This is a genomic window from Bradyrhizobium sp. CCBAU 51753, assembly GCF_015291565.1.
GTDB lineage: Bacteria > Pseudomonadota > Alphaproteobacteria > Rhizobiales > Xanthobacteraceae > Bradyrhizobium > Bradyrhizobium ivorense.
The window spans coordinates 5,051,175-5,073,863 of record NZ_CP030037.1 but is presented as its reverse complement, the minus strand read 5'-3'; the positions used below and the strand labels follow the sequence as shown (position 1 = coordinate 5,073,863).

33 protein-coding genes and 2 tRNA genes are annotated in these 22,689 nt (G+C 61.8%); 28 read left to right on the top strand and 7 right to left on the bottom strand.

All coding sequences use genetic code 11. The features are described 5' to 3' along the window. Nucleotides 1-306: 306 nt before the first annotated feature. The 4 genes from XH93_RS23015 (at nt 307) to XH93_RS23000 (ending at nt 1,405) form a co-directional block, all read left to right on the top strand. Nucleotides 307-489 (top strand): hypothetical protein, encoded by a 183-nt coding sequence (locus XH93_RS23015; RefSeq protein ID WP_194469259.1) that lies wholly within the window; start codon nt 307-309, stop codon nt 487-489. A gap of 133 nt (nt 490-622) precedes the next feature. After that, nucleotides 623-697, top strand: a tRNA-Glu gene (locus XH93_RS23010). Between the two features lie 173 nt (nt 698-870). Beyond that, nucleotides 871-1,128: a PilZ domain-containing protein gene (locus tag XH93_RS23005; protein ID WP_139483312.1), complete on the top strand. Its 258-nt coding sequence runs from the start codon at nt 871-873 to the stop codon at nt 1,126-1,128. 31 nt (nt 1,129-1,159) lie between these two features. After that, a complete protein-coding gene (locus tag XH93_RS23000) occupies nt 1,160-1,405 on the top strand; it encodes a hypothetical protein (protein WP_194469258.1) in 246 nt (81 codons plus the stop codon). A 92-nt stretch (nt 1,406-1,497) separates the two neighbouring features. Here the strand turns inward: XH93_RS23000 and XH93_RS22995 are convergent, their stop codons facing one another. Beyond that, the gene (locus XH93_RS22995; protein WP_139862739.1) at nt 1,498-2,142 is read right to left on the bottom strand and encodes a glutathione S-transferase family protein; all 645 of its coding nucleotides are present in this window, start codon (nt 2,140-2,142) and stop codon (nt 1,498-1,500) included. 378 nt (nt 2,143-2,520) lie between these two features. Continuing rightward, entirely contained in the window at nt 2,521-2,973 is a 453-nt protein-coding gene (locus XH93_RS22990; RefSeq protein WP_194469257.1) for a VOC family protein, read from the bottom strand. 272 nt (nt 2,974-3,245) lie between these two features. On the opposite strand from XH93_RS22990, the gene XH93_RS22985 reads away from it, so the two are divergent. Together XH93_RS22985 and XH93_RS22980 are read left to right on the top strand one after the other, a co-directional pair. Continuing rightward, nucleotides 3,246-3,620 (top strand): hypothetical protein, encoded by a 375-nt coding sequence (locus tag XH93_RS22985; protein ID WP_194469256.1) that lies wholly within the window; start codon nt 3,246-3,248, stop codon nt 3,618-3,620. Nucleotides 3,621-3,792: 172 nt separating this feature from the next. After that, on the top strand, nt 3,793-3,939 hold the full coding sequence (locus tag XH93_RS22980) for a hypothetical protein (RefSeq protein WP_172626901.1): 147 nt from the start codon (nt 3,793-3,795) through the stop codon (nt 3,937-3,939). Nucleotides 3,940-4,368: 429 nt separating this feature from the next. Here XH93_RS22980 and XH93_RS22975 read toward each other — a convergent pair whose 3' ends face one another. The 3 genes from XH93_RS22975 to XH93_RS22965 all read right to left on the bottom strand — a co-directional run bounded on the left by XH93_RS22975 (nt 4,369) and on the right by XH93_RS22965 (nt 5,354). Then, nucleotides 4,369-4,743 (bottom strand): hypothetical protein, encoded by a 375-nt coding sequence (locus tag XH93_RS22975; protein ID WP_246799274.1) that lies wholly within the window; start codon nt 4,741-4,743, stop codon nt 4,369-4,371. A gap of 79 nt (nt 4,744-4,822) precedes the next feature. After that, complete coding sequence (locus XH93_RS22970) at nt 4,823-5,053, bottom strand: hypothetical protein (RefSeq protein ID WP_194469255.1); 231 nt, start codon at nt 5,051-5,053, stop codon at nt 4,823-4,825. A 127-nt stretch (nt 5,054-5,180) separates the two neighbouring features. Beyond that, nucleotides 5,181-5,354, bottom strand: a complete 174-nt coding sequence (locus XH93_RS22965; protein WP_172626902.1) for a hypothetical protein — start codon at nt 5,352-5,354, stop codon at nt 5,181-5,183. Nucleotides 5,355-5,715: 361 nt separating this feature from the next. On the opposite strand from XH93_RS22965, the gene XH93_RS22960 reads away from it, so the two are divergent. Then, nucleotides 5,716-5,910, top strand: coding sequence for a hypothetical protein (locus XH93_RS22960; protein ID WP_194469254.1), 195 nt, complete (start codon nt 5,716-5,718; stop codon nt 5,908-5,910). A 452-nt stretch (nt 5,911-6,362) separates the two neighbouring features. Beyond that, nucleotides 6,363-6,641 carry a hypothetical protein gene (locus XH93_RS22955; RefSeq protein ID WP_139483320.1) on the top strand — a complete coding sequence of 93 codons (279 nt, stop codon included), beginning with the start codon at nt 6,363-6,365 and terminating at the stop codon, nt 6,639-6,641. Between the two features lie 110 nt (nt 6,642-6,751). Here the strand turns inward: XH93_RS22955 and XH93_RS22950 are convergent, their stop codons facing one another. Beyond that, nucleotides 6,752-6,913 (bottom strand): hypothetical protein, encoded by a 162-nt coding sequence (locus tag XH93_RS22950; protein WP_194469253.1) that lies wholly within the window; start codon nt 6,911-6,913, stop codon nt 6,752-6,754. Between the two features lie 283 nt (nt 6,914-7,196). Between XH93_RS22950 and XH93_RS22945 the strand changes: the two genes are divergently transcribed. From XH93_RS22945 to XH93_RS22880, 14 genes are all read left to right on the top strand, one after another. Next, on the top strand, nt 7,197-7,958 hold the full coding sequence (locus XH93_RS22945; RefSeq protein ID WP_172628237.1) for a Sir2 family NAD-dependent protein deacetylase: 762 nt from the start codon (nt 7,197-7,199) through the stop codon (nt 7,956-7,958). A gap of 200 nt (nt 7,959-8,158) precedes the next feature. Then, entirely contained in the window at nt 8,159-8,824 is a 666-nt protein-coding gene (locus tag XH93_RS22940) for a cold-shock protein (protein ID WP_194469252.1), read from the top strand. 181 nt (nt 8,825-9,005) lie between these two features. After that, nucleotides 9,006-9,485 carry a DUF192 domain-containing protein gene (locus XH93_RS22935; protein WP_194469251.1) on the top strand — a complete coding sequence of 160 codons (480 nt, stop codon included), beginning with the start codon at nt 9,006-9,008 and terminating at the stop codon, nt 9,483-9,485. 130 nt (nt 9,486-9,615) lie between these two features. After that, a tRNA-Pro gene (locus XH93_RS22930) sits at nt 9,616-9,692 on the top strand. 230 nt (nt 9,693-9,922) lie between these two features. Next, nucleotides 9,923-11,182 carry a phage portal protein gene (locus tag XH93_RS22925; protein WP_194469250.1) on the top strand — a complete coding sequence of 420 codons (1,260 nt, stop codon included), beginning with the start codon at nt 9,923-9,925 and terminating at the stop codon, nt 11,180-11,182. Further along, complete coding sequence (locus XH93_RS22920; RefSeq protein WP_194469249.1) at nt 11,182-11,502, top strand: gene transfer agent family protein; 321 nt, start codon at nt 11,182-11,184, stop codon at nt 11,500-11,502. The genes XH93_RS22925 and XH93_RS22920 overlap by 1 nt, the downstream gene beginning before the upstream one ends. Then, a complete protein-coding gene (locus XH93_RS22915; protein ID WP_194469248.1) occupies nt 11,495-11,986 on the top strand; it encodes an HK97 family phage prohead protease in 492 nt (163 codons plus the stop codon). Before XH93_RS22920 ends, XH93_RS22915 begins: the two co-directional genes overlap by 8 nt. 29 nt (nt 11,987-12,015) lie before the next feature. Further along, entirely contained in the window at nt 12,016-13,146 is a 1,131-nt protein-coding gene (locus XH93_RS22910; protein ID WP_194469247.1) for a phage major capsid protein, read from the top strand. 11 nt (nt 13,147-13,157) lie between these two features. Continuing rightward, nucleotides 13,158-13,754, top strand: a complete 597-nt coding sequence (locus XH93_RS22905) for a hypothetical protein (RefSeq protein WP_194469246.1) — start codon at nt 13,158-13,160, stop codon at nt 13,752-13,754. Continuing rightward, entirely contained in the window at nt 13,754-14,083 is a 330-nt protein-coding gene (locus XH93_RS22900) for an HNH endonuclease (RefSeq protein WP_194469245.1), read from the top strand. Before XH93_RS22905 ends, XH93_RS22900 begins: the two co-directional genes overlap by 1 nt. Before the next feature lie 336 nt (nt 14,084-14,419). Next, a complete protein-coding gene (locus tag XH93_RS22895; protein WP_194469244.1) occupies nt 14,420-14,929 on the top strand; it encodes a hypothetical protein in 510 nt (169 codons plus the stop codon). A 14-nt stretch (nt 14,930-14,943) separates the two neighbouring features. After that, entirely contained in the window at nt 14,944-15,225 is a 282-nt protein-coding gene (locus XH93_RS22890; protein WP_194469243.1) for a head-tail connector protein, read from the top strand. Beyond that, entirely contained in the window at nt 15,225-15,644 is a 420-nt protein-coding gene (locus XH93_RS22885; RefSeq protein ID WP_194469242.1) for a DUF3168 domain-containing protein, read from the top strand. The genes XH93_RS22890 and XH93_RS22885 overlap by 1 nt, the downstream gene beginning before the upstream one ends. Further along, on the top strand, nt 15,644-15,961 hold the full coding sequence (locus XH93_RS22880) for a head-tail adaptor protein (protein WP_194469241.1): 318 nt from the start codon (nt 15,644-15,646) through the stop codon (nt 15,959-15,961). The genes XH93_RS22885 and XH93_RS22880 overlap by 1 nt, the downstream gene beginning before the upstream one ends. Before the next feature lie 8 nt (nt 15,962-15,969). On the opposite strand, the gene XH93_RS22875 is transcribed toward XH93_RS22880, so the two are convergent. Next, complete coding sequence (locus XH93_RS22875) at nt 15,970-16,680, bottom strand: hypothetical protein (protein ID WP_194469240.1); 711 nt, start codon at nt 16,678-16,680, stop codon at nt 15,970-15,972. A 152-nt stretch (nt 16,681-16,832) separates the two neighbouring features. On the opposite strand from XH93_RS22875, the gene XH93_RS22870 reads away from it, so the two are divergent. The 6 genes from XH93_RS22870 to XH93_RS22845 are packed head-to-tail and all read left to right on the top strand — an operon-like array spanning nt 16,833 to nt 21,924. Further along, nucleotides 16,833-17,102: a P27 family phage terminase small subunit gene (locus XH93_RS22870; protein WP_246799272.1), complete on the top strand. Its 270-nt coding sequence runs from the start codon at nt 16,833-16,835 to the stop codon at nt 17,100-17,102. Then, nucleotides 17,080-18,708, top strand: a complete 1,629-nt coding sequence (locus XH93_RS22865) for a terminase large subunit (RefSeq protein WP_194469238.1) — start codon at nt 17,080-17,082, stop codon at nt 18,706-18,708. Before XH93_RS22870 ends, XH93_RS22865 begins: the two co-directional genes overlap by 23 nt. Further along, nucleotides 18,705-19,115, top strand: a complete 411-nt coding sequence (locus XH93_RS22860; protein ID WP_194469237.1) for an HK97 gp10 family phage protein — start codon at nt 18,705-18,707, stop codon at nt 19,113-19,115. The genes XH93_RS22865 and XH93_RS22860 overlap by 4 nt, the downstream gene beginning before the upstream one ends. Continuing rightward, nucleotides 19,105-19,446 carry a GTA-gp10 family protein gene (locus tag XH93_RS22855; RefSeq protein WP_194469236.1) on the top strand — a complete coding sequence of 114 codons (342 nt, stop codon included), beginning with the start codon at nt 19,105-19,107 and terminating at the stop codon, nt 19,444-19,446. The genes XH93_RS22860 and XH93_RS22855 overlap by 11 nt, the downstream gene beginning before the upstream one ends. Then, on the top strand, nt 19,446-21,605 hold the full coding sequence (locus XH93_RS22850) for a hypothetical protein (protein ID WP_194469235.1): 2,160 nt from the start codon (nt 19,446-19,448) through the stop codon (nt 21,603-21,605). Before XH93_RS22855 ends, XH93_RS22850 begins: the two co-directional genes overlap by 1 nt. 43 nt (nt 21,606-21,648) lie before the next feature. Next, nucleotides 21,649-21,924, top strand: coding sequence for a hypothetical protein (locus XH93_RS22845; protein ID WP_194469234.1), 276 nt, complete (start codon nt 21,649-21,651; stop codon nt 21,922-21,924). The last annotated feature ends 765 nt before the right edge of the window (nt 21,925-22,689 follow it).

Genomic DNA, 22,689 nt, shown 5'->3' with positions numbered 1-22,689 from the left:
ACAGGTCCGCGGGCCATAGTTAGGCCACGATATCGTCTGATGCGCTGGCCCATGCTGTTCGGAAGACCTGTCGTTCCCATCGTCGTCATCGCGCTTGTTGCCGCCATCCTGATTCACCTCGGCGGCACACGGGCGCATGCGCATATGCCGCCGCATTGTGGATTCTGGACCACAATCCAGGCCGGACTTTCCTGCCGGTGACCCAGTCGCTCGCGCTTTGATCTATTTGGGTCATGACCGGAGCTGGTCCGGCGTGCTCTCAACTGGCGCAGGATTGCAGTTCATTTTTTGAAGTGACGGCGGCGCGTGGAAACACGCAGCCGGCGTCGCGGTCGGCTTTTCTCACTCCAGGTGATTTTGATCGTGCGCATTGGCTTCATCGTATTCGTCGTCTTGGCGGCCATCGCGGGCCTGCTGTCGCTTCCGGACCTGGACGAGCGCGCGGCGCTCGACCGCGGCGTCCCGGTCAGCCAGCTGGAACAACGCTGACGGGCGTGAAAGCCCGTTCGGAACGCTTGCCCACCCGGCCAATCGCCACTATACGTTCGCCCGTCGCGGCCGTTGACGGCTGTGGCCGGTCCGGCGCATCTCACGTCTAACGTATTGATTTGCCGGGAGTTTTGCTCCCTTCGTCTATCGGTTAGGACGCCACCCTTTCACGGTGGAGAGAGCGGTTCGATTCCGCTAGGGAGCGCCATCAAGGCCCAATCCAAAATCGAGCAAACTCAAGGCATTGCGCTGGCTTCCTCAAGCGGCGGCTGCCGTGCCTCGTCGCGGCGCAGGATCTGGTGGATCGCTGCAATCTGCGGCGATTTCGCAACCCTTTGGTAAGCCACCGGCGATACGGCTTGGCCTCGGGGAATGATGCCAATGGCTCTCGGGACCAAGAAACGCGAAACGCGCAAATCGCTGCGCCAACCCGGCTGGATCACACTCGACGGTGGATTCGCCGCGCGGCCCTGCGTGGTCGAGGACCTGTCGTCGACCGGCGCCAGGATCACGATCGAGGACCGCAACACGCTGCCGGCCAAGCTGCGGCTGGCGTTCTCGCGCGATGCCCGCACCGGGCGAGCCTGCGAGGTGGTCTGGCGTGAGGGCAGGACGTTCGGCGTCAAATTCGTGCGCTAGCCTCGACCATCCGCGCGCGATAAAAGGCCGGATGCGAACAACACTCTTCGCCATCCTCGCCGTGCTGCTGCCGGTCGCCGCGTTCGCGCAGCAGGGCAGAAGCCGCGATTTTCAAACGCCGCCCGATGCAGGCAAGCCGCTGCCGTCGAAGCCCGCGGCGCGGGCCAATCCCTGCGCCTCGTTCGGGCCCGGCTTCGTCCGGGTCGAGGGCACCGACACCTGCGTCAAGCTCGGCGGCGCGGTCAGCGTCGGCGGCGGCTACTCGAGCGGGCGCTGAGCGCGGCCTTTTCGTTTGAGCATGCTCTCCGCGCAAACGCGTTCCGCGTTTGTCGCGAGGGAGAACCGCTTCACCCTTTTCCGGATCATGCTCTACGACATCGGCGGCGCGACGAAGCGGACGAATCCCGGCCGCGCTGCGAGCTCGCCGAACCAGCGGTCCAGATTGGGCAGCTTTGGCTTGCTGACGCCCTCGACGCCGAGCCAGCGCCGCGCGAATGCGCCGAGCACGATGTCGGCGATGGTGAACTGATCGCCCTCGATGAAGCGGCGGGTCGCGAGCCTGTCCTCGACCACGCGCCACACCACGCCCTCGGCGTCGACATCCTTCTGGATCTGGACCATGTCGCGCTTCTCCGGCGGCGTGCGCACCAGCGCCCAGAACACCGGACGATCGACCGGCTGCAACGTCGACAGCGACCAGTCGAGCCAGCGGTCGACCGCGGCGCGCGCCTGCGGCGCCTGCGGATAGATCGGTGATCCCTGACCATAGGCCATGCAGAGATAGCGCATCACCGAATTGGATTCCCACAGCACGTAGTCGCCGTCGACCAGCGTCGGCACCCGGCCGTTCGGATTCATCGCCAGATAGTCCGCCTGGTCGTTCTTGCCGAACTGCATGCCGGCGTCGATGCGTTGATAGGGCAGCTCGAGCTCGGCAAGGCACCAGAGCACTTTCTGCACATTGACCGAGTTGGCCCGGCCCCAGATCGTCAGTTGCGGCTTGCTGTCAGGCACGCGTTTCTCCCGCTGTTGCTGTTTGCAGCGTTCTTAGCGGAGTCTTCCGCGGAAAGCCCGCGGTGAATTGCTCGCAGGACAAAAAACAGGCCCCGCCGCGGGATGGCAGGGCCTCTCGTTTCCGGGGCGGTCATGCGTGCGTCGTACGCGCCTGCGAATTCAGTGGCCGAACACCAACCAAAGCAAAATGATCACCGGGATCGGCACGCCCACAAGCCAAAGCAAAATTCCTCTTGCCATGCGTCGTCCTCCTCCGCTTTGGGAAGACAACGATGCTGATAGCACCATGTTCCTAAGCGGATCCGGACCGGCTAGCCTCGCGGACCAGCGCGCTGTAGCGCGGAGTGGCGGAGGATTTCGCCAGGGCCTGTCGGGGACCTACCAGTGGCCGGTGTTCGGCATCGAGGTCCACGGCTCCGCCGGCGGCTTCGGGTCGCCCTTCTGCAACAGCTCGATCGAGTGCAGGTCGGGCGAGCGCACGAACGCCATGTTGCCGTCGCGCGGCGGACGGTTGATGGTGACGCCCATCTTCATCAGGTGGTCGCAGGTCGCGTAGATGTCGTCGACCTCGTAGGCGAGGTGGCCGAAGTAGCGGTCCTCGCCGTACTTCTCCTCATCCCAATTGTAGGTGAGTTCGACCAGCGGCGCGCCGCGGGGCTGCGGCTGCGACTTCAACAGGTCGAGATCCTCGGCCGCGCACAGGAACACCAGCGTGAAGCGTGCCTTGTCATTGTCGATGCGGCGCACTTCCTTCAGCCCCAGCGCGTCCTGGTAGAATTTCAGCGCCGTATCGAGATTGCGGACGCGCAGCATGGTGTGGAGATAGCGCATTTTTCTTATCCTCCTGAGAACGTTCAGAGATGCTCGTTTGGGCGAGGGAGCGGGGCGGAAATTAGCAGCAAATTGTGGGGAGGGGCAGCCTTTGCGTGCCGGTTGCGGGCGAATGAAAGCCCCTTTGTGCGCCTTGCGCTCTCAACCTTTCGCGAGCTTTCGGCGCGCGGAGCCGATAGCGAAATTGCCAGGCTCGCGCCTGCAGCGTTCTACGGAAAATCTCCTGAATAACTGCGCACGCTGGCAAGCGCGAACAGGCCTATGCTCTCGGCATGAAGCGGTTTCTGGCTTTTGCCCTGATCGGGCCATTCATCACCATCGCGCTGCTGACGGCCTACATTGTCGTGCGCTCGGGAACGACGAACCCGGCGCTGGTGGCTGCCGGGTTCGTGGCGAGCGCGTATCTGGCAAAACTGTTCGTCTTCCTGACATCGCTGGCGGCCTGGCTCGGCGATGTGGTTCTGGTTCATTGGCGCGTTGAGCTGCTGAAACGAATCCTCGTCATCGGGGGAGGGGTGACGGTGCTGACCGCGGGTCTCGAGACATTCAGCACCGCCGTGCTCGTCATTGGACTGATTTGCGGTTCGATCGCGGCGCTTTGCGTGTGGCTGTCGGACGACGAAGAGCGCGGAAAGCAGGAGTCTTAAAGGCATCTCGCGCGCTCCATCTTCGTTCGTGAAAACAGAATGAAGCTTACCGGAAGTTCATCTAACGAGAGGTGCGTCCTGCGACAATAAGGTGCCTAAGGTTGCAGCGGTTTAATGATGGGCGAGCGACGACCTGGAGTAATTTCCGCTCCAACAATCGGAGCTTATTTCCATGTCGAACCGCGTCGAAGACGTGCAGATGTTGAGGTTGGCGAAAGCGTTCTACAAGATCAAGAGCTCGGACGTTCGCCGAGCTGTCGTGCAGTACGTCGAAGAACAGCTCGAAAAGGAAGAACGGGAAGAGAAGAAGCGGGCGTGATGGTTTTGCGAACGAAGCTTGCCTCTCCGTTAGAGGTCAACTTTTCGCGAGATTTCAGAAATGGCGCTGATCACCGCCAAGGCAAGGCCGAAGGCGATCCGCTCCGAACGATGCCTCTCCCAAAAATGGAAAGCCCCGCAGGCTGGATGCGGGGCTTTCCCAGTTGACGGTCTGGGATTTTCAGGGCGTGAGCCGTCAACTGCTACAGACAAACTTAAGGTTGAATTCGCAAAAAGCAACAGCGCCGAGGCGACGGAATATGTTTCGTCCCCGCGGCGCTGCCTGGATACTGGGCCCTGAAAAACCCCAGCGCCCGTGTGTCTTCGCAGTCGCCAAAAGTTCAAAGCAAACCCCGCGAGCGGGAATCGCGGGGCCTTCCGAAGCCGACAGGGCGGTGAGCTGCCGGCACTACTCAACGCTGTTTCAGGCTCAATGCGGCTTCGGCCGATTGGTTCCCCCTGCCGCAGCAGGATTCACGCGGTCGGGCTTCCAATCCGGCTGCGGTTCGTATTCGCCAACCCGCTCCACGTGATAGTCGGCAGCGAGAATACGCCCACCGGCTTCGTCCGCGGCGGGAACGTTGGTCACGAGGCCATCGATCAGAGCGGCTTCCCAAACTTCCTTTTCAGTCGGGAATGACCGTCCGACCTGCGTCTTGCCGCGGAACAGTGCGTACATTCGCGCCTCTTTCATACCAAAACCCCGCCAGCTACCGAGGTAGGCTGACGGGGCTTTTGAGCTGATATTTCCGGTGGATTTCTCCCTCGTTGTATCGCTCGCAACATCAACGGTCGGGTCGAGCATCCGTTCCAAATTGTTTTGTGGGCTGCGCAACGCTGCGCCAAGGCCGAGGAGAGCCGCGACGCCCGTGCAGAGCGGGCCGCTACTTCCTGGGATTGTCCTTCCTGGCGGCGTTGTCCTTTGTCGTGTCCTTCGCGTCGGGCTTATTGGCGCGGTTCACGTTCATGCCGGTGGTATCCATCGAGCCTTTCGGCGTGGCCCCCTTGATATTTTCCGGCCGCTCCATCCCGGTCTGGGGAGCGGGACCCCTATCCTGCGCGAAGGCCGGGCCGCACATCAGGGCGAGGGCGGCAACGACGACGAGCTTGTTCATGAGCATCTCCTTGCCCATGACTACCTGTGCGCGGAGGAGTTGTTCCAGTCGCCGGCGAGGTTTCCCGCGCGCGCGAGACCTTGGCACACGACGGGCGCCCTTCGCGCGGCCTGACGATGGCCGGCGTTCAGACCTTGATGTTGAGGATGGTCTCGACGGCGTCGCGGTCGGCCTTGTTCTTGGCGGCGAAGACGTCGAGCACGTCCTCATTGACGACGCGGGGCTCAGCCTTCGCGGTCTGGTCGACGACGAGCTGCACGCGGGCGTGCGTCACTTCGACAGGTACGGGGTAGATGAGCATGGCTCTCCCTCCTGGGGGAACCTTGTCAGCGGCTTCTTAACGCTTTGTAAATGCGAGGGTGCGGCGTTTTCGGCCGAATCAGCCCGGGCCCCGGTCAAGCGGCCCACCGGATCGGCCGATAAATACCAATTGTGCACCTCTGTGGATTTGTGCGCAGCAAGATCATTAAAATACTAGGCAAAAGCGCTCTGATGGGGCTGTGGATTTGCTGCGGACAAGCTCTGGATATGCTGCGGATGGGACGCTGGCGGTCCGCAGCAGGCGGCCGCTCACGAAACGATCCGGCCGATAACCCTATTCGGTTAGGTTAAGCGCTATATCGCGTTGTCACGACCCGTGATTGGGCGTGGAATGGCTGCGGATGACAGCCATGATGCCGACATTTCACAGTGCGGACCGACCGACCCACCGGCGCGTGATGGTGGTGGGGCTGCTGTTTTGCGCCGCCTTCATCGCGATCAGTTTTTGGCTGCGGCCGCAGCCGGAGAGTGGGCATGTGCTGGTCAAGGCGGACAGGCTGGTTCGCACCGCGGGTGAGCCGCACAAGTCTAACTAGACCACGATCCGGAAAAGTGTGAAGCGGCTTTCCCCCGCGACAAACGCGGAACGCATTTGCGCGGAGATCATGCTCAAACAAAAAGCTGAAGCGCGATGATGACTCAACCTCATCTCATCGCGCTTTAGCGGCGGCGCCGAGGCTCAGTCCGGCAGCTTGCCGTTCGGGTGCTTGTGATACATCGCGATCGCGATGAAGCCGGCAAAGCCCATCACATTGAGTAAAAGTTCCATCCAAGCCGGCATAGGTCAACCTCACGAGATCACATAGTAATCCCTGAGGTTGTCTTCTAGTTCCCGCGCCAACCGATGGTGGCTCTGCGCTATCGCATGGCTGTGGAACCGGGCGAGGGGGAATCCAGCGTATTTGCTGATGCTTGGCGCCCCGCGTTGATCTGAAACCATCGCTCCGCGCCGGCGTTAATCCCACGAAATGAGGAGAGGAGGTTGCGGATGAAAAAGACATTGGCAGTTGTGGCGGCGGTTGCGACTGTTGGCGCAACCGTGCTGAGCGCGCCGGCGGAGGCGCGCCACCGCGGTATCGGTCCTGGTCTGGCGTTCGGTCTGGCCGCCGGTGCGATTGCTGCCGGCGCAGCGGGCGCTTACGGCCCATACTACTACGGGCCTGGCTACGGTTACTACGGCCCGCGCTACTACAGCCCGGGGCCATACGCCTATTACGGCGGTCCGTATTATCGACACCGCTATTACCGGCACTATTATGACTGGTAATGACGAAGCCCGGAGCGCACCGCTCCGGGCTTTTTGACAGCGCGTGATCGATCAGCCGCGTTTCAGACAGACCAGAGCGATGTCCCGATCGCGTTTCGCACCGCGCGGCATCACGTGCTCTCGCGTCGAAATCCGCTCCAGGCGTTGCCGAGCGTGTTGGCGAAATATTCCTGGCGATCGCGTTCGAACTTCTGTTGCGTCGCCCTGAAGCTGGCCACGCGTGCGGCGATCTCTTCGCGCTCGCGCGAGACGCGATCTTTCTGGTCGGTCATTGCCCATCCTCCGTGTCACCCCCCGTCCCCGGCCGCATTGGCATCGGCGATTTGGGCGTCAATGGGGAGCTGAAATTGCAGGAATGTGATGAAGCGAAGGCGGTGCCGTCGGCAAAACTCAGGAAGAGCAACGAGACGGGCGCCGGAGCAGCACGCTGCCAAGGCCGCTTGATGCAGCCGCCTGATTGACGCGGCTCGATCGAGCGAGATCGCTCGCCCGCATTGCGCGTTGGTCCCGCAATCGGCCGTGCTATAGTCGGCGCATCCAACCGGATTGTCTCCTGTGATTGCAAAGGATCTGCGCAGCGGCGTCGAGCAACTCGGCAACATGATTGCCGAGGCGTCGTCGATCGTGCCCTTCACCGGCGCCGGCATCTCGACCGAGTGCGGCATTCCGGATTTCCGTTCGCCGGGCGGGCTGTGGACCCGCAACCGGCCGATCCCGTTCGACGAGTTCGTCGCCAGCCAGGATGCGCGCGACGAGTCGTGGCGCCGCCGTTTCGCGATGGAACCGACCTTTGCCGCGGCTAAGCCCGGTCGCGGGCATCGCGCGCTCGCCTCGCTCTATCGCGCCGGCAAGGTTCCGGGCATCATCACCCAGAACATCGACAACCTTCATCAGGCGTCAGGCTTCAAGGCCACCGACGTCATCGAGCTGCACGGCAACACGACCTACGCGCGCTGCATCGGCTGCAGCAAGGACTACGAACTCTCGTGGGTGAAGCGGCAATTCGACCAAAGCGGTAGTGCGCCCGACTGCGCGGACTGCGGCGATCCGGTCAAGACCGCGACGATTTCGTTCGGCCAGGCGATGCCCGAGGACGCGATGTTGCGCGCGACGGAATTGACCAAGACCTGCGATCTGTTTCTCGCGATCGGATCATCGCTGGTGGTGTGGCCGGCGGCGGGCTTTCCGATGATGGCGAAGAACAGCGGCGCGCGACTCGTGATCATCAACAAAGAGCCGACCGATCAGGACGACATCGCCGATCTCGTGATCCGCCACGACATCGGCGACACGCTCGGTCCGTTCGTTGGCAACTGATGCCTGTTTGATTCGCAGCTGTGCAAGCCTGTTCATAGTTCCCGTTAGATTCGATTTTTAGCTATGCCCCGCAAGCGGGAGTGTTATCTTTTGATTCGAGAGATTCGCGCAGCGTTCTCGTGGGTTGGTCATGAATGGCATCGTGTTCAGGCTTTGCCGCAACGACGGCGAACTGCAATTGATGTGTGGGGTCCGGGGTCATGGGGTCGGACGGATTTGAGTCCAAGAAGCTCGGCGGGCAGCCCGCGAGCGGAGTTGGGCAGAGCAGAATTGGACAAGGCGAGTATGGCGGCGGCGCGCCGCGCGATCCGGCGCTCGATGCATTCTCCGGACTGGGCGATGCAGCGGCCAATCTCGTCGAGCTCTCCGGCGTCATCAAATGGTTCGACGCCTCGAAGGGTTACGGCTTCATCGTCCCCGACAATGGCTGGCCCGACATCCTGCTGCACGTGACGGTGCTGCGCCGCGACGGCTATCAGACCGCCTACGAGGGCGCGCGCCTGGTCGTCGAATGCGTGCAGCGCGCCAAGGGCTATCAGGCCTTCCGCATCGTCTCGATGGACGAGTCGACCGCGATCCATCCGGCGCAGATGCTGCCGCCGCGCACCCACGTCACGGTGACCGCGACCAGCGGGCTCGAGCGCGCCCAGGTCAAGTGGTTCAACCGGCTGCGCGGCTTCGGCTTCGTCACCTGCGGCGAGGGCACGCCCGACATCTTCGTGCACATGGAGACGCTGCGCCGCTTCGGCATGACCGAGCTGCGCCCCGGCCAGTATGTGCTGGTGCGGTTCGGGCCCGGCTCCAAGGGCATGATGGCCGCCGAGATCCATCCCGAGACGGGCCCGTCGGCGCTGTCGTCGCACTAGCCCCCCGGCGCTTGACCCAGAGCACTTGACCCCAAGGCACTTGATCCCGGACTCCTGATTCAAGATTTGGGATCGCTTGACGGAAACGTGAGGCGAGGGGCCGCCGGCAAGGCTCTGGCATTTGCCGCAATCATCGGGTTAGGGTCCGCCGGCAAAATTTCACCGGCATGAGTATCCTTCGATGAATTTCGATCGCAATGTTGGGCGGCTTCGCCCGTGGCTGCTGGCTGCGCTCGTCATCCTGTCCGGCGCGCTGCTGGCCCCGGCCGCGCAGGCGGCAAGCTTCCAGCCGCTCGAGATCGTCACCAAGTCCGGCGTCCACGTCTTCTCGGTCGAGATGGCGACCACCGAGCAGGAGAAGGAGACCGGGCTGATGTACCGCAAGGAGCTGGCGGACGGCAAAGGCATGCTGTTCGACTTCTCGCCGGAGCAGGAGGTGTCGATGTGGATGAAGAACACCTACATCTCGCTCGACATGATCTTCATTCGCGCCGACGGCCGGATCCTGCGGATCGCCGAAAGCACCGAGCCGCTGTCGACCAAGATCATCCCGTCGCGGGGGCTCGCGAAGGGCGTGCTGGAGGTCATTGCCGGGACCGCGCAGAAGTACGGCATCCAGCCCGGCGACCGGGTCGCCCATCCCCTGTTCAACGGCCGCTAACTGCTTGTTTTGACGCGCTTTCCCGGGTCCGCGCCGGTGTCCGCCCGGGCTTGTGGCGCAGCGCCCTGCGCGCCCAACCGGCGCCTTGCTGGCGCCGGGCTAAGCGTGTATCCACTCGCCTCATGGAGTTCGGGGTATAGCGCAGCCTGGTAGCGCGGCAGTTTTGGGTACTGCAGGTCGTTGGTTCGAATCCAGCTGCCCCGACCAATTTACATTTTGTCTAGTAGAATTAGTATCTTACGCGAAAGCAACTAGTCCAAAATGTTGCAGATCGTAACAGTCTGTCGAGGCATATAATCGGGCTAGCGACTCAATTTAGCCGCAATCTACGCGCAACATAATTACGCGTTCGGACCTGATCCCGAAACAAAGCACACACAGAGATTCCCGATCTCCCGCACTCGCCCAACCAGCGAGCGCTAACCGTGTAGTGCTTTTTGCCCTTTCTCGATCGCTTCCGTAAGGCCGCCCCGGCGCCCGTAGAGACTAAGAGCCTCGCCTCGCCAGAGCCGTGGCTGTTCGAACTGTTCGGCGCGTCGCCGACCCTCGCCGGCATCTCAGTGTCGCCCTTCAGCGCCATGCAGTGCGCGCCGGTATCCTGCGCGGTCCGCGCGATCTCCGAGACCGTGTCATCGCTCCCGGTCAAGACATTCAAGACGACCGCTGCCGGTCGGCGCGAAGAGATCGACCACCCCATCACCAGGTTGCTCAACGAGGCGCCGAACAGTTGGCAGCCGGCCGCGACCTTCAAACGCCTGATGACGATGGACTGCCTGCTGCAGCCCTACGGCGCGTTCTGTCAGGTCATCCGCGTTGACGGCAAAGTCTATGAGCTGGTCCGGCTCGATCCGCGCCTCTCATCCATCGTTGTCGACTACTCCAACTTCGAGGCCGCATACGCGATCAAGGCGGACGGCAGCAGTCCCAAGCGCACCATCCCCGGCTCGCAAATCCTGCACTTCGCCACACCCGCATACGATCCGACGCGCGGCCTGGTCGGCGAGAACCGCGACACCATCGCCCTGGCGATCGTCCTGGAGCGCTTCGCGAACCAACTGTTCCTGAACGGCGCGCGGCCCAGCGGCATCATGAGCGTCCCCAAGTCGTGGGTGAAGGACACCCTCGACAAGGCCAAGGCGGCATTCAGTGCGGCCCATTCGGGCACCAGCGCGGGCGGCACCGCCTGGGTCACTGACGACATGAAGTTTCAGCAACTCATGCTGAACGCTACCGACGCCCAGTATATCGAGTTGCGCACCTACATGCTCGGCGAGATCGCGCGCATCTTCCGCGTCAGCCTGCATCTGCTCATGGCGCTGGAGAAGAACGTCTCCCGGTCGATCGAGGCATTGGGCACTGAGTTCCTGAGCTTCACGCTGTTGCCGCACCTGATCGCGCAGCAGCAGGAATTCACGCTCAAACTGTTGACCGTAGAAGAGCGCGCGGCCGGCGTCACGATCGAATACGACACCACGCATCTGGTTAAGGCCGACCTCGCCCAGCGCAGTCAGGCGTTCGCCGACGCGGTCTCTGGCCGGATCATGACGCCCAATGAAGCGCGGGACCTCGGCTGGTCGCTTGGGCCAGTCGACGGTGGCGACGTTCTCGAAAACCCGTGGACCTCGTCCGCGTATCGCGGCGGCAAGCTCAACGGTCGATCAAATGACAACCAGAACGACGACGCGGAGGCCGCCTGATGCGCACGCCCTACGTCACTTTTTTCGGCGATGGCGAACAAACGTTCCAGCTTACGCCTGCACTGATTGCCGAGCTTGAAGCGAAGTGCGGCCCGATCGGCGCACTCTTCAATCGCTTGAACTACCGGCAGTTCTCCCAGGTTGACCTCAGCGAGACCATCCGGCTCGCGTTGATTGGCGGCGGCACCGCGCCCAAGCGCGCCGCTGAACTGATCGCGACCTATGTCGCCGATCGACCGATCTCCGAAACCTATCCCATCGCCGCGAAGATTCTTGAGCGTGTCTGGTTCGGCGCACCGAACGAGGCCACCAATGGATAAGCTCGAAATCAAGGCCACACTCAGCGTCACCGACGAAGGCGAGATCGTCGGCACTGCATGGCCGTTCAATGCCGGCCCCGATAGCGCCGGCGATATCATCGTCAAGGGCGCGTTCAATTTCGTCTCCAGCGAATTGCCAATGTTGTTCGGTCACGACGTCGGCGACCTGATCGGCACCTGGACCGACGCGGTCGAAACGGCTGACGGCCTCACGGTCAAAGGCAAGCTGCACCTGGAGAACGCGCGCGCCCGCACCATCCTGGGGATGATCAAGAGCGGCCTCGTCAGCGGCCTGTCGATCGGCTTCAAAACGAAGTCATCAACGCAGCAAGGCCGCAACCGCGTGATCGCTGCCCTCGACCTTTATGAGGTTTCGGTGGTTCGCAACCCCGCGCACCCGCGAGCCCGCATCTCTTCAGCAAAGGAATATGACCGCGCATCCGCCGTAGCGTCGGTCATCCGCGACTTCACGGCAAGCATCTGAACCCCATCAAGGAAGGTTGAACTACCACTATGAAGCATCTCCCCACCCTCGAATTCAAGGACGCGCCGGAACTGTCGCCGGAAGAGCTCGTCAAGAAAGAGCTCGCCGATCTGCAGGCGAAGCTCGAAAAGAAGAGCGCCGACGAGCACGCCGCACTCCGACGCCGCATTGACGAGCTTGAGGCCAAGGCATCGCGCCTGCCGGTCGGCAACGGCAACTCCGACGACGCTAGCCTCGAAATGAAGGCTTTCGAGAACTTCCTCCGCCTCGGTCCGGACGCAATCAGCGACCTCGAAAAGAAGTCCCTGGTAGTCACCGGCAATCAGGCACTGACCCCTCCGGAGTTCGGCAACGAAGTTCTCAAGCTGCTCCGCCTGTTCTCACCCATCCGCCAGTATGCGCGCGTCGTCACCATCGGCGCGGCACAGGTTCAGTATCCCAAGCGCACCGGCAGCACGGCCGCGACCTGGGTCGCTGACACCGACGATCGCACCGAAAGCGATCCGGCTTACACCGGCGTGTCGATCACGCCCTATGAGGCCGCCACCTACACCGACGTGTCTAACCAGTTGCTGGAGGACAACGCCTACAATCTCGAAGGCGAACTGGCCTCTGACACCGCCGAGTCGTTCGGTATCGCGGAGGGCACCGCGTTCGTGAAGGGCAACGGCACCACTCAGCCCAAGGGCTTGATGACCGCCGCTGGTATCTCGCAGGTGATCACAGGCGCCGCGGCTGACTTCCCCGCGACCAGCCCCGGCGACGTTCTGATCGGCATGTTCCACGCGATCCCGACGCAGTGGGCGCAGCGTGGTGTGTGGCTCATGAACCGCAACACCATGTCGAAAATCCGTCAGTTCAAGGACGGCATGGGCCGCTATCTCCTGATCGACAATCTCAACGGGGACGCCGCGCCGACGCTGCTCGGTCGCCCGATCGTCGAGGCCGTCGATATGGACAACATCGGCGCTGGCAACTTCCCGATCCTGTTCGGCGACCTGTCGGGTTACCGCATTGTCGATCGCGTCAGCTTCCAGATGCTCCGCGACCCGTATTCGCTCGCGACCAAGGGGCAGACCCGCTTCCACTCGCGCAAGCGCGTCGGCGGTGACATCACGAATCCTGACCGGTTCGTGAAGCTCAAGGTCTCGGCGACCTAAGGACCAGGAACATGCGGCTCGCAAACGACGAAATCGCGATCAGCCTCGACAATGAGACGATCCATTTGCGCGCGACATTGCGAGCCGCATTCCGCATCGAACGTGCCTATGGCGGCTTTCAGAACCTGTCCGAGGCGATCTATGAATGTCGGATCGCCGCCTTTGAGGAAGTAATCCGGCTCAGCGCCGTCGATCCCGACGTCGCGCTCAACCGCTTTTACAAGCACGTGCTCGACAAGCCGCTGGCTGAAGTCGCCAATAACCTCATTGAGCCGCTGCTCAAGTTCGTCGCGCTGCTCGCTGGCGTAGATGACGACCAGGACGACGCCAAGCCGGCTGGCAAGCCGATCGCCTTCGACCAGTATTTCACCCGGCTGTTCCAGATCGCCACCGGCTGGCTGGGCTGGTCGCCAGAGCAGGCCTGGAGCGCGACGCCTGCCGAAATCATCAACGCCCATATTGGCCGGCAGCAAATGCTCAAGGCCATTTTCGGCGGCAAAGAGAACGACGCGGACGACGCTACCGTCACCAACATCAGTTCGGCACGCGACCGCTTGAACGCGCTCGGCGACCAAACCGTCCATAGCATGGCTGAGGTTCCGGCCTGATGCGCGAATTAACCCAATCTGACCTGAGAGACGTTCTCGACTACGACCCGGATACCGGAATCTTTCGCTGGCGTGTCAGCCCAACAAACCGTGTCAAGGCGGGTGCAGTTGCGGGGTGGCGCCATAAGGAAGGGTATCGCGAGATCAGGATTGCTGGACGCAACTATCTCGCAAGCCGGCTCGCGATCTTCTACGTGACCGGTGAATGGCCGGCTGAACTGATCAAGTATCGCAACGGCGTCCGCGACGATGACCGGTTCGCGAACCTGTATCAAGCCACGTATTCCGAGAACAGCGTTGAGGCTTGGAAGACAATGAGGGCCATCTAATGCCCATGCGTCCACCTCGCATTTGTTCTTGTGGTCGAAAGGTCGCTTCCGGTGTCATGTGCGCGTGCCAGCTTGCCCGCAAGCTTGAGGCCGACAAGCATCGGCCGTCAGCATCTCAGCGCGGTTACGGCGCCAAATGGCAGCGCGAGAGCAAGGCATTCCTGGCCCTCCCTCAGAACCGCTACTGCGCGTGCGGTTGCGGCCGCATCGCCGATTGTGTCGACCATATCGTTCCGCATCGGGGCGATATGGCGAGATTTTGGGATCGCAAAAACTGGCAGGCCTTAGCGTCGTCGCCTTGTCACTCCAGCCGGAAACAACAGCAGGAACGTCGCGATGACCGTTGATCCGGCAGAAGACGGCGCCTGCAAAGCTCTCTGGCTCGCCCTGATCGAGCGAATGATCATGGACGCCTGCGGCATAAGCTGCACCGAGCTTGAGCACCAACAGGCACTCAGTTGGCTGTTCAAGCCCAACCGCGGCTTCAGCGAGGCCTGCGCCCTTGCTGGTCTGGAGCCCAGTTACGTCCGCGTCCGCGCACGACAGCATGTCGATGCAGCCGAGCAAGGTGTCGTGCTGTCAGCCGAACAGCCAGTGAAGCCTACGCGAACCAAGCTGCCAGACAGGGTCTGCACCATTAGGGGCAGAACCATGCGGCTCGCGGATTGGATCAATAAGTCACCAGTGAGCAAGCCGGCCGTTTACAGCCGCATTCGTCGCGGTTGGTCGATCGAGGCTGCGCTGTTCACACCGCCGACCATCAACGGCAAACCCCGGGGGTGGGGTCAAACGCCAGCAAAAAGCGGCCCTGACCGGTTGTTCCCCACCGCGCAAGATAGCGTCTAATTGTAGTTTTTTCAGTGATCACCCTCGATCAGGCCAAGGCCCATCTCAACGTCACCACCGACTTCGACGACGCCCTGATCCAAGGCAAATTGGATGCGGCGAAGGCTTGGGTTGCGGCATACACGGCCGGAGAAGTGGATTCGGACGCGGCTCCAGCACCGGTTCGTGAGGCCGTGCTGCAACTGACCGCGCACCTCTATGAGAACCGGGAAGCCAGCCTTGTTGGCGTCATGGCGTCGTCTCTGCCGTTCGGGATGCTCGATTTGCTCTCTCCTTACCGGGCTTTTTCGTTCTGATGGCCGCGTTTGATCCATCTCTGGACCTTCAGAAGGCCATCCGTGCGCGCCTCTTGGCGTCGGCCGACCTCATGGCGATGATCCCGGCCGACAACGTGCTCGACGTCACTGGTCGCCCTGAACGCATGCCCAGCGTCATTATCGGCGAGGGCCAGACCGTTTACCGGCGCTGGGACGCGACCACCTACACCACCTTGCATGTGTGGTTGCAAGAGCCCGGCTTGGTGCAGGCCAAGGCAGCGGCCGGCCTGATCGTTGACGCCGTGCGCGTCGATGCCCAGCGCGACGGCGCTCTGGCGCTGGACCACTTCACCGTGCTCGACATGCGCGCCAGCGATACCCGCTTCCTGCGCGACCCTCACGGTTCATTCTCCCATGCCGTGATCACGGTCGCGGCGATCGTGAAGGAACGACCCTGATGCGCGCCGGTGATCTTGACCGCGTGATCGAGATTCAGCGCCGCACCACCGGCCTCGATCTCTATGGCACCGTGATCGACACCTGGGCGACCTTCGCCACCATGCGGGCGAAGCTGATGCAGTTCGTCATTGATGACCGGGAAGCGCAGCGCGGTCAGACGACCGACGCCGTGATCACCTTCCGGACCCGCTGGTTGGACGGCCTGACGCTGGAGCACCGGGTTGTCTACCAGGGCAACACCTACACTATCCGGAATTTGAAAGAGCTTGGCCGTCGCATCGGCTTTGACATTATTTGCGAGCGATCCGGACCATGAGGCTCGGCTCAATCAATCGCAAGCGACTTCTCGAGTTCGCGACGCAAAATATCGGATCTTTTTGCCTCGGCCCTTCCTCGTTGAATAATTTGTTCGCGAAGCGCTTCGAACTCTTTCTGCGCCTTCTCGTAACGTTCCGTCGCAATGGCGAGCCGCTCCTCGGCTGCAACCACATCTGGTTTGTGCCGTTCGGCATTATCGTCGGCCCGCACCGCCGCATCATACACGCGCGTTGCATTCCGGCTCAATTTTGTCGCCGCGGCGAAGCGATCGGCGGTGCTTCGAAGTCGAAACAACTCCACCGCGATATCCCGCTTAATCCTATCCGGTGTCACTGGAAGCGCCTCAAGCACTTTGTTCACGAAATCCGAGACTTTGCTTTGGTTCAGCCCCAGCGCATCGAACTCTTTCAAAATCTCTTCCGGGCCACGATTACCTTCGAGGGCCCAATGAAAACGCAACAGAAGATAATTTGCAGCGCGAAGGCCCGGCAACTCGCGCTCGATCCTATCTTGCTCTCGGCCGCGGGCAGCCAAACGCATTTGCCGCGTGACGTTCCAAGCAGCGACAACGACGCCCACGAAAGTCACCACTCCACTGATGAGCGTCTGCCATCGCCATACGGCCTCAACGTTAATCGGGCCCAACACAACGAAAGTGATCAACGTGGCCGTGAACATCAAAAGCGAAATCGCGAGAAAGTCGTAGCGTTGATTCATTTCGTCAAGGTGCCTTTCGGCCCGAATCGTAAGGGATGCACGTCAGTATGAAAGGTCGCAAGCCCAAACTCCAGCCGGATTGCGCTGCTCTGGCGATGCTCCGTGCTCCAAGTTGGTTATCGAAGTTCGCGAAAGCGGAGTGGCGACGCGTTATGCCCGAGCTGTCGGCCCGACGCATCTTGACGACCGCGGACCTTGGGAGCCTAGAGCACTATTGCACAGCGCACGGCCGCGTCCGCGAGCTTGAGAAGCTGTTGCGCGGCGGTATCGATCCAAAGCTCTTCCGCATGCAAGACAAAGCCATGGTGACGGCGCGGCAGCTAGCGGCCGAGCTTGGCTTGACGCCCGTTTCCCGGTCGCGGCCGGCCGTGCGCGGCGACGGCACCGACGAAGGCGACGATGACAACCCGCTCGCCGTCTAAAGACACGTTCCCGCATTGGATCTACGACGGCAGCCCGATCGCTGACCCGATGGGCTACGGCGAGCGCGCTGTCACGTTCTTGCGAAGGCTGAAACATCCCAAGTCCAAGCTGCCAAAGAAGGCCTTCTGTCTCGATCCCTGGCAGGAACGCATTGTGCGCCGCATTTATGGGCCGCGAAACGACGATGGCAGCCGCATCGTTGCCACGGTTGTCATCCTGGTGCCGCGCGGCAACCGCAAAACCTCATTGTCGGCCGCGCTGGCCTTGCTCCATACGTTCGGACCCGAAAAGGTCGAAGGCGGCGAAGTGATCTTCGCGGCCAGTGACCGAAAACAGGCCGGCATTGCCTTCCGTGAGGCCACCGGCATCGTTAAGGCTGATCCCAAGCACCTGGTGCCCGTCACCAAGATTTACGACGCCTTCAACAGCGCCAAAAAAATCAGCTATCCGCGTGCTGGCGTCGAGTTGGAGGTGATCTCTTCGGACGCGCCGTCGCAGGAAGGCCGGACGCCCGCATTCGTCCTGGCGGATGAAATTCACGTGTGGCGCGGCGATCTCCTTTGGAAGGTGCTGACCAACGGCCTCGACAAAACGGACGACACCCTCTTGGTGGTTGCCACGACCGCAGGACGCGGGCAGGACAACATCGCATGGGACGTAATCGATCGCGCCCGGAAGATCGCTCGCGGCGAGATCGTCGATCCCACGGTTCTGCCAATCCTCTTTGAGAGCGATCCGGACTGCGACTACACCGACGAGGATCACTGGCGCCGCGTCAATCCCGGTAGCGCTCACGGGTATCCGTCGATCGCTGGCTTCCGGCGTCACCTTGAGCGGGCCAAGACCAGTCCGACCGAACGGGCCAGCTTGCTCCAATACAAGCTCAACGTTTGGCTGGATCACTCGACCTCGCCATTCGTCGACATGGCGATCTATGATCAGGGCGCGGCGCCAGTTGACTATGAAGCCCTTCGGGGCCAGCCGTGCTGGGTCGCCGTCGATATGTCCCGCACCACCGACCTTTCCGCCGTGGTCGCGTGCTTCAAGGATGGCGACACCTACATCGTGTTGCCGCATTTCTTCTGCCCCGAGGCTGATATCGGCCGGCGCGGCGACGTCGACGGCGTGAACTACAAGTCATGGGCGAACGAAGGCTTTCTGACCGCGACTAGCGGCAACGTCATAGACGACTCGGCGATCGTTTCTTATGTCCGATCGCTTGCTGATCGTTTCATCGTCAGGGAAGTCGGCTTCGATGCCACCTACGCCCAGGCCGTCATGCGACCGCTGCAGGATGACGGCTTTGAAGTCGTCACCATCCGTCAGGGCTGGGTGACGCAATCGCCCGCGCTCAATCTGGTTGAGGCCGCGATCATCTCCCGAAAGTTCAAGCACGGCGGACACCCAATCCTGCGCTGGAACTTCGCCAACGTCGCTATTGAGACAGACAAGAACTCCAACCGGACGATCCACAAGGGCAAGAGCACCGACAGGATCGACGGCGTGGCAGCCACGTGGATGGCCGTGTCGCGCGCAGCGGCCGGCGACACCGGTCCGTCGCTCTGGGATGACCCGACCCTTACACCTGGGGATTTTGTGTCATGAGCGACCAGGACCATCTCGACGCCTGGCTGCAGGCGCTCCCGGACAAGCTAGAGCAGCATCTGTCGGACGTGGTCCGCGAACAGGCCGAACAGCTTTCCGATGCACAACGCCGCGCGCTGCAGTCGCTGGAACAGTCGCCCGATGAAACGGGACACCTTGAAGAGTCCTGCACCGTCATCAAGGGCGACGGCAGCCCCACTGAGTGGCTTGTCGTCGCTGGTGGGGATCACACGACTGGCGAGGTGAGGGGCGGCTCCAGCGTCCCATATGACTACGCGCTCGGTTTCGAGTTCGGCAACAGCCATCAGCCCGCGCGGCCCTTCTTCTATCCGACCTATCGCGCTCGCCGCGACGACATCGGACAAGCTATCCAAGAGGCAATTCAGGAAGTGATCAATGACCAGTAAGACCAGCCGCGAACTCACCTGGGCAGGCGGCACCCATGTTTTCAATCTCGGCGACCGCTGGGTGCGCCGGGTTCTCGAATATCGCGGTATCCGTCACCCCGGGGACACGCCCGCCATGTGCGCCCAGCGTTTTGAGGCCGGCGAATACAGCGACCTCGATATCGATCGGGTTCTCGAGCTTGGACTGCTGGGCGGGGGAGCCTCCGAAAAGGACGTCGAGAATCTGCTCGATCAGCACGTTCGCGGCCAGCCGGTCGCAGATAATGCCACCGTGGCCTACGCGGTGCTTACCGCACTCTTTGTCGGCGACGTCGCGGAAGGTGCCGCGTAATGGCTATCCCTGGTCTCCGTATCCCGATCGACGTCAACCTTGAGCAGTTCAAGGCCGCGATGGAAAACACCAGTTCGCTGTCGAAGGTGGCAGCACGCAAGATCGTCACCGAGTTCGGCAAGGCCAATGCCGATATCATTAAGGACACGGCACTGTCGGCGGCGAAGTTCGCCGCGCCGTGGGTAGCGCAGTTGGCCGTGATCGTCGGATCGGTCAAGCTCATGAGCGCGGCGATCACCGGCGCGCGCGAGCAAATGCAGCAGATGATCGCCATCGCCGACAAGGCGCAGAACCTTGGCGTGTCGCCCGCGTTCCTGCAGGGCTTCACCAATGAGGCCAAAAAGCTCAAGCTTGGCGTGGACGATCTCGAATCCGCTCTCGCGCACGCTTACGACGCGACCAAACAGAAGTCGCCGATCGACGTGAACGAGTGGACTGTCGGCGAAGAGAAGATCACCGACGTCGAGAAGGCGCTGCGCGTCTACAACGAGACCGTTGCGAAGGCGGCTGGGCAGCGCCTAGAAGGTCTTGTTGCGTTCCGGAACGCGACCGACCAGGATCAGAAGATCAAGGCCGTGCTCGCGGCCATGATCCAGCTTGACCAGATCGGACAGCATGCGGCCAGCCTCGATCTCGGCGAGCGGATGTTCGGCTCTCAGTTCGTTGACCGGATCAGGCAGGGTAAGACCAGTGCCGAGAGCATGTTGCAGACCATCAAGGATGCCAGTGCCAACAGCGACGGCATTTTCAGCAACGTTCTGGTGACGCGGGCGAAAGAAGTTGACGACCAGCTAAAGGTCGCGGACCAACGCCTGCGAACGGCGCTGAAACCGGCCTGGGACGACCTCGCGAGCGTGATCACCGAGATCAAATCAACCTGGGCCACCGTGGTTGACCTGATCGCGCGCGGCGTCGAGTTGTCCAATCAGATCAAAATCCCGGGCTTCACGTCAAACACCGACGTCGACGCCAAGCGGTCCGCCTTGGACACGATCAATCGTCGGCTCAATGGCACGTCGGGATGGACCGAGACCTACGGCATCCTCGCGAGCCGAGAGACCCTTGAAGCCCACCGTGATCGGCTCCAGAAGGAGATCGCCGCGCTTGCGCAAGGTGACCAGTTTGGACCGCCTGCGCCTTCCGTCGATCGTGGCACGGGCGCCGCGCCCAGGAAGATTCAGACCGGCAGCGACCATGACCGGTTCGATGGCGCCGCCGATGCGATCGACAAGCGCACCGCCGCATTGAAGGCGGAGGCGGAAGGCCTCGATCTCTCGACGGCTGCCCGGGAGCGAAACAAGGTCGCGGCCCAGCTACAGGAAGTCGCCATGCAGGCGAATAAGGCCGCTGGCCTGGGCGAAGGCGTCGTTACCGACGATCAGCGCAAGAGGATCGAGGAAGTCACCGCCGCCTATGAGAAGGCCACCCAGGCTTTGGAGCGGAACACCATCGCCCAGTCTATCCGGCGCGGCCGGCAGACCGCGCTGTTGGACCCCCAGGACGTCCAGATCGCCGAGCAATTGAAGGGTCTCTATCCGGATGTGGCGACAGCCCTGGCGAGCACCGAGGCTGCAGCTATGCGGACCAATGAGGCGCTTAAGACCATCGGCACGACCATGTCGAGCACGCTCACGACCGGCTTGGCCGACATTTTGGACGGGACCAAGAGCGTTTCGGACGGGTTTGCCAGCATGGCGAAGTCCATCGTCCGCTCGATCGAGGAAGCCGTGATCAAGATGGCGATCGTCCAGCCGCTCATGCGCTCGTTTGGTCTGGGCGCGGGATCAGGCATTCCCGGCTTCGCCAACGGCACCGACTTTGCACCCGGTGGCTTGGCCCTGGTCGGCGAGCGCGGCCCCGAATTGGTCAACTTGCCGCGTGGCTCCCGTGTATTCCCAAACCATGTTTCCGCCCAGATGGCGCGGGACATCTCCAACGCCACCGGTGGCGATGGATCGGCCGGCCCCATGGTCAGTAGCAGCCAGATCACGCTAGCGCCCTCGATCGCTGTGACCGTGCAGGGCAGCCCCGGCCAGTCAAGCGCCGATCATGAGCGCATGGGTGCAACGCTCGCCAAGGCCGCGATGGGCCACCTGCAGAAGATGATGGGCGACGAACTGCGCCGGCAGACCAGACCCGGCGGCATCTTGAAGCGGTAACCGAAGGAAGCGTAGATGCTTATTCGGGAAGGGAGAACTGAGCATGTATCTGGTGTTCGATCGGTTTGACGGCAGAAACTATGGCAGCCATGAGATCAGGGACCTTGATCAAGGCGGGAAAACAGTCGGTGAAATCCTCACCGGCAGGCAGTCGCCCGGTATTCATATCAGCTTGTTGGCCGGCAAATACAAAACTGCGGTCGGCGACTACGGAGAATGCCGCGGGTTCATCGCGGGAGTTGAGGCCGTCCTGCGGCACATGACAAGCACCGACGATGGCAGCGCAGTACACGGAGCCAAGCCACAGTATCGCCCATAACAAGAGAAAAGCCCCCGGGAGGAGTCAATTCCCGGAGGCTTTCCCTGATGAAGACGCATGCGGCTGAGACAGCGTCTATCCCCCAATATAGCGTTCAAGCGAAGGTTTGACGGTCTTTCTTCAAACTATTTTCGTTTGAGCAACTGGGTGGCACCGTGATCCTCGCCTCCGGCTCGGCAGCGCTCCGCGCTGGCTTGTGCTTGATCGTCTGAGTCCAAACCGATCAATCAACTTCCTTCACAGTCACCATTCCAAAGGAAACTTTCTCCCTCCAGAGATAGACACCTAGAGCAGAGCCCTAAGCGCCTATCCCGAAGGGAGAGAAGTTCGAGGGGTTCATTCCACCGAAGGTTAATCTGGAGCGTAGCGTTCGTGATGACAAACGCGGCGAGGTGGCATCCCGAACCCTCGCCCTAAACTCCGTTTCTCGATTGCAAGCAATCATGCGGTTATCCGACCGAAGCCGGACGCCCGACCGTCTGCCAGATATCCATCAACAGCGCGGCCGGTGAAGGGTGCCGTAGGGCAGAGCCTTCATCTTTTTGGCGCGTTCGACGATCTTACGATCGTCCGGTCCAACCTTACCGAAGGCGTCCTACGTTCTCCGTAGGGGAGCGCTTGGTCCGATACCCGTTCGCCTGCGGCTGGCTCATAGCAGGCGTTCAAACCGCCTTACCGTCTCGTTCAGGGCCGCTATGCTGCATCCCGAGTGTGGGAACAGACTTCATCAGCAACAATTATAGCGAGCTTCGAAGGCCTCTGCCG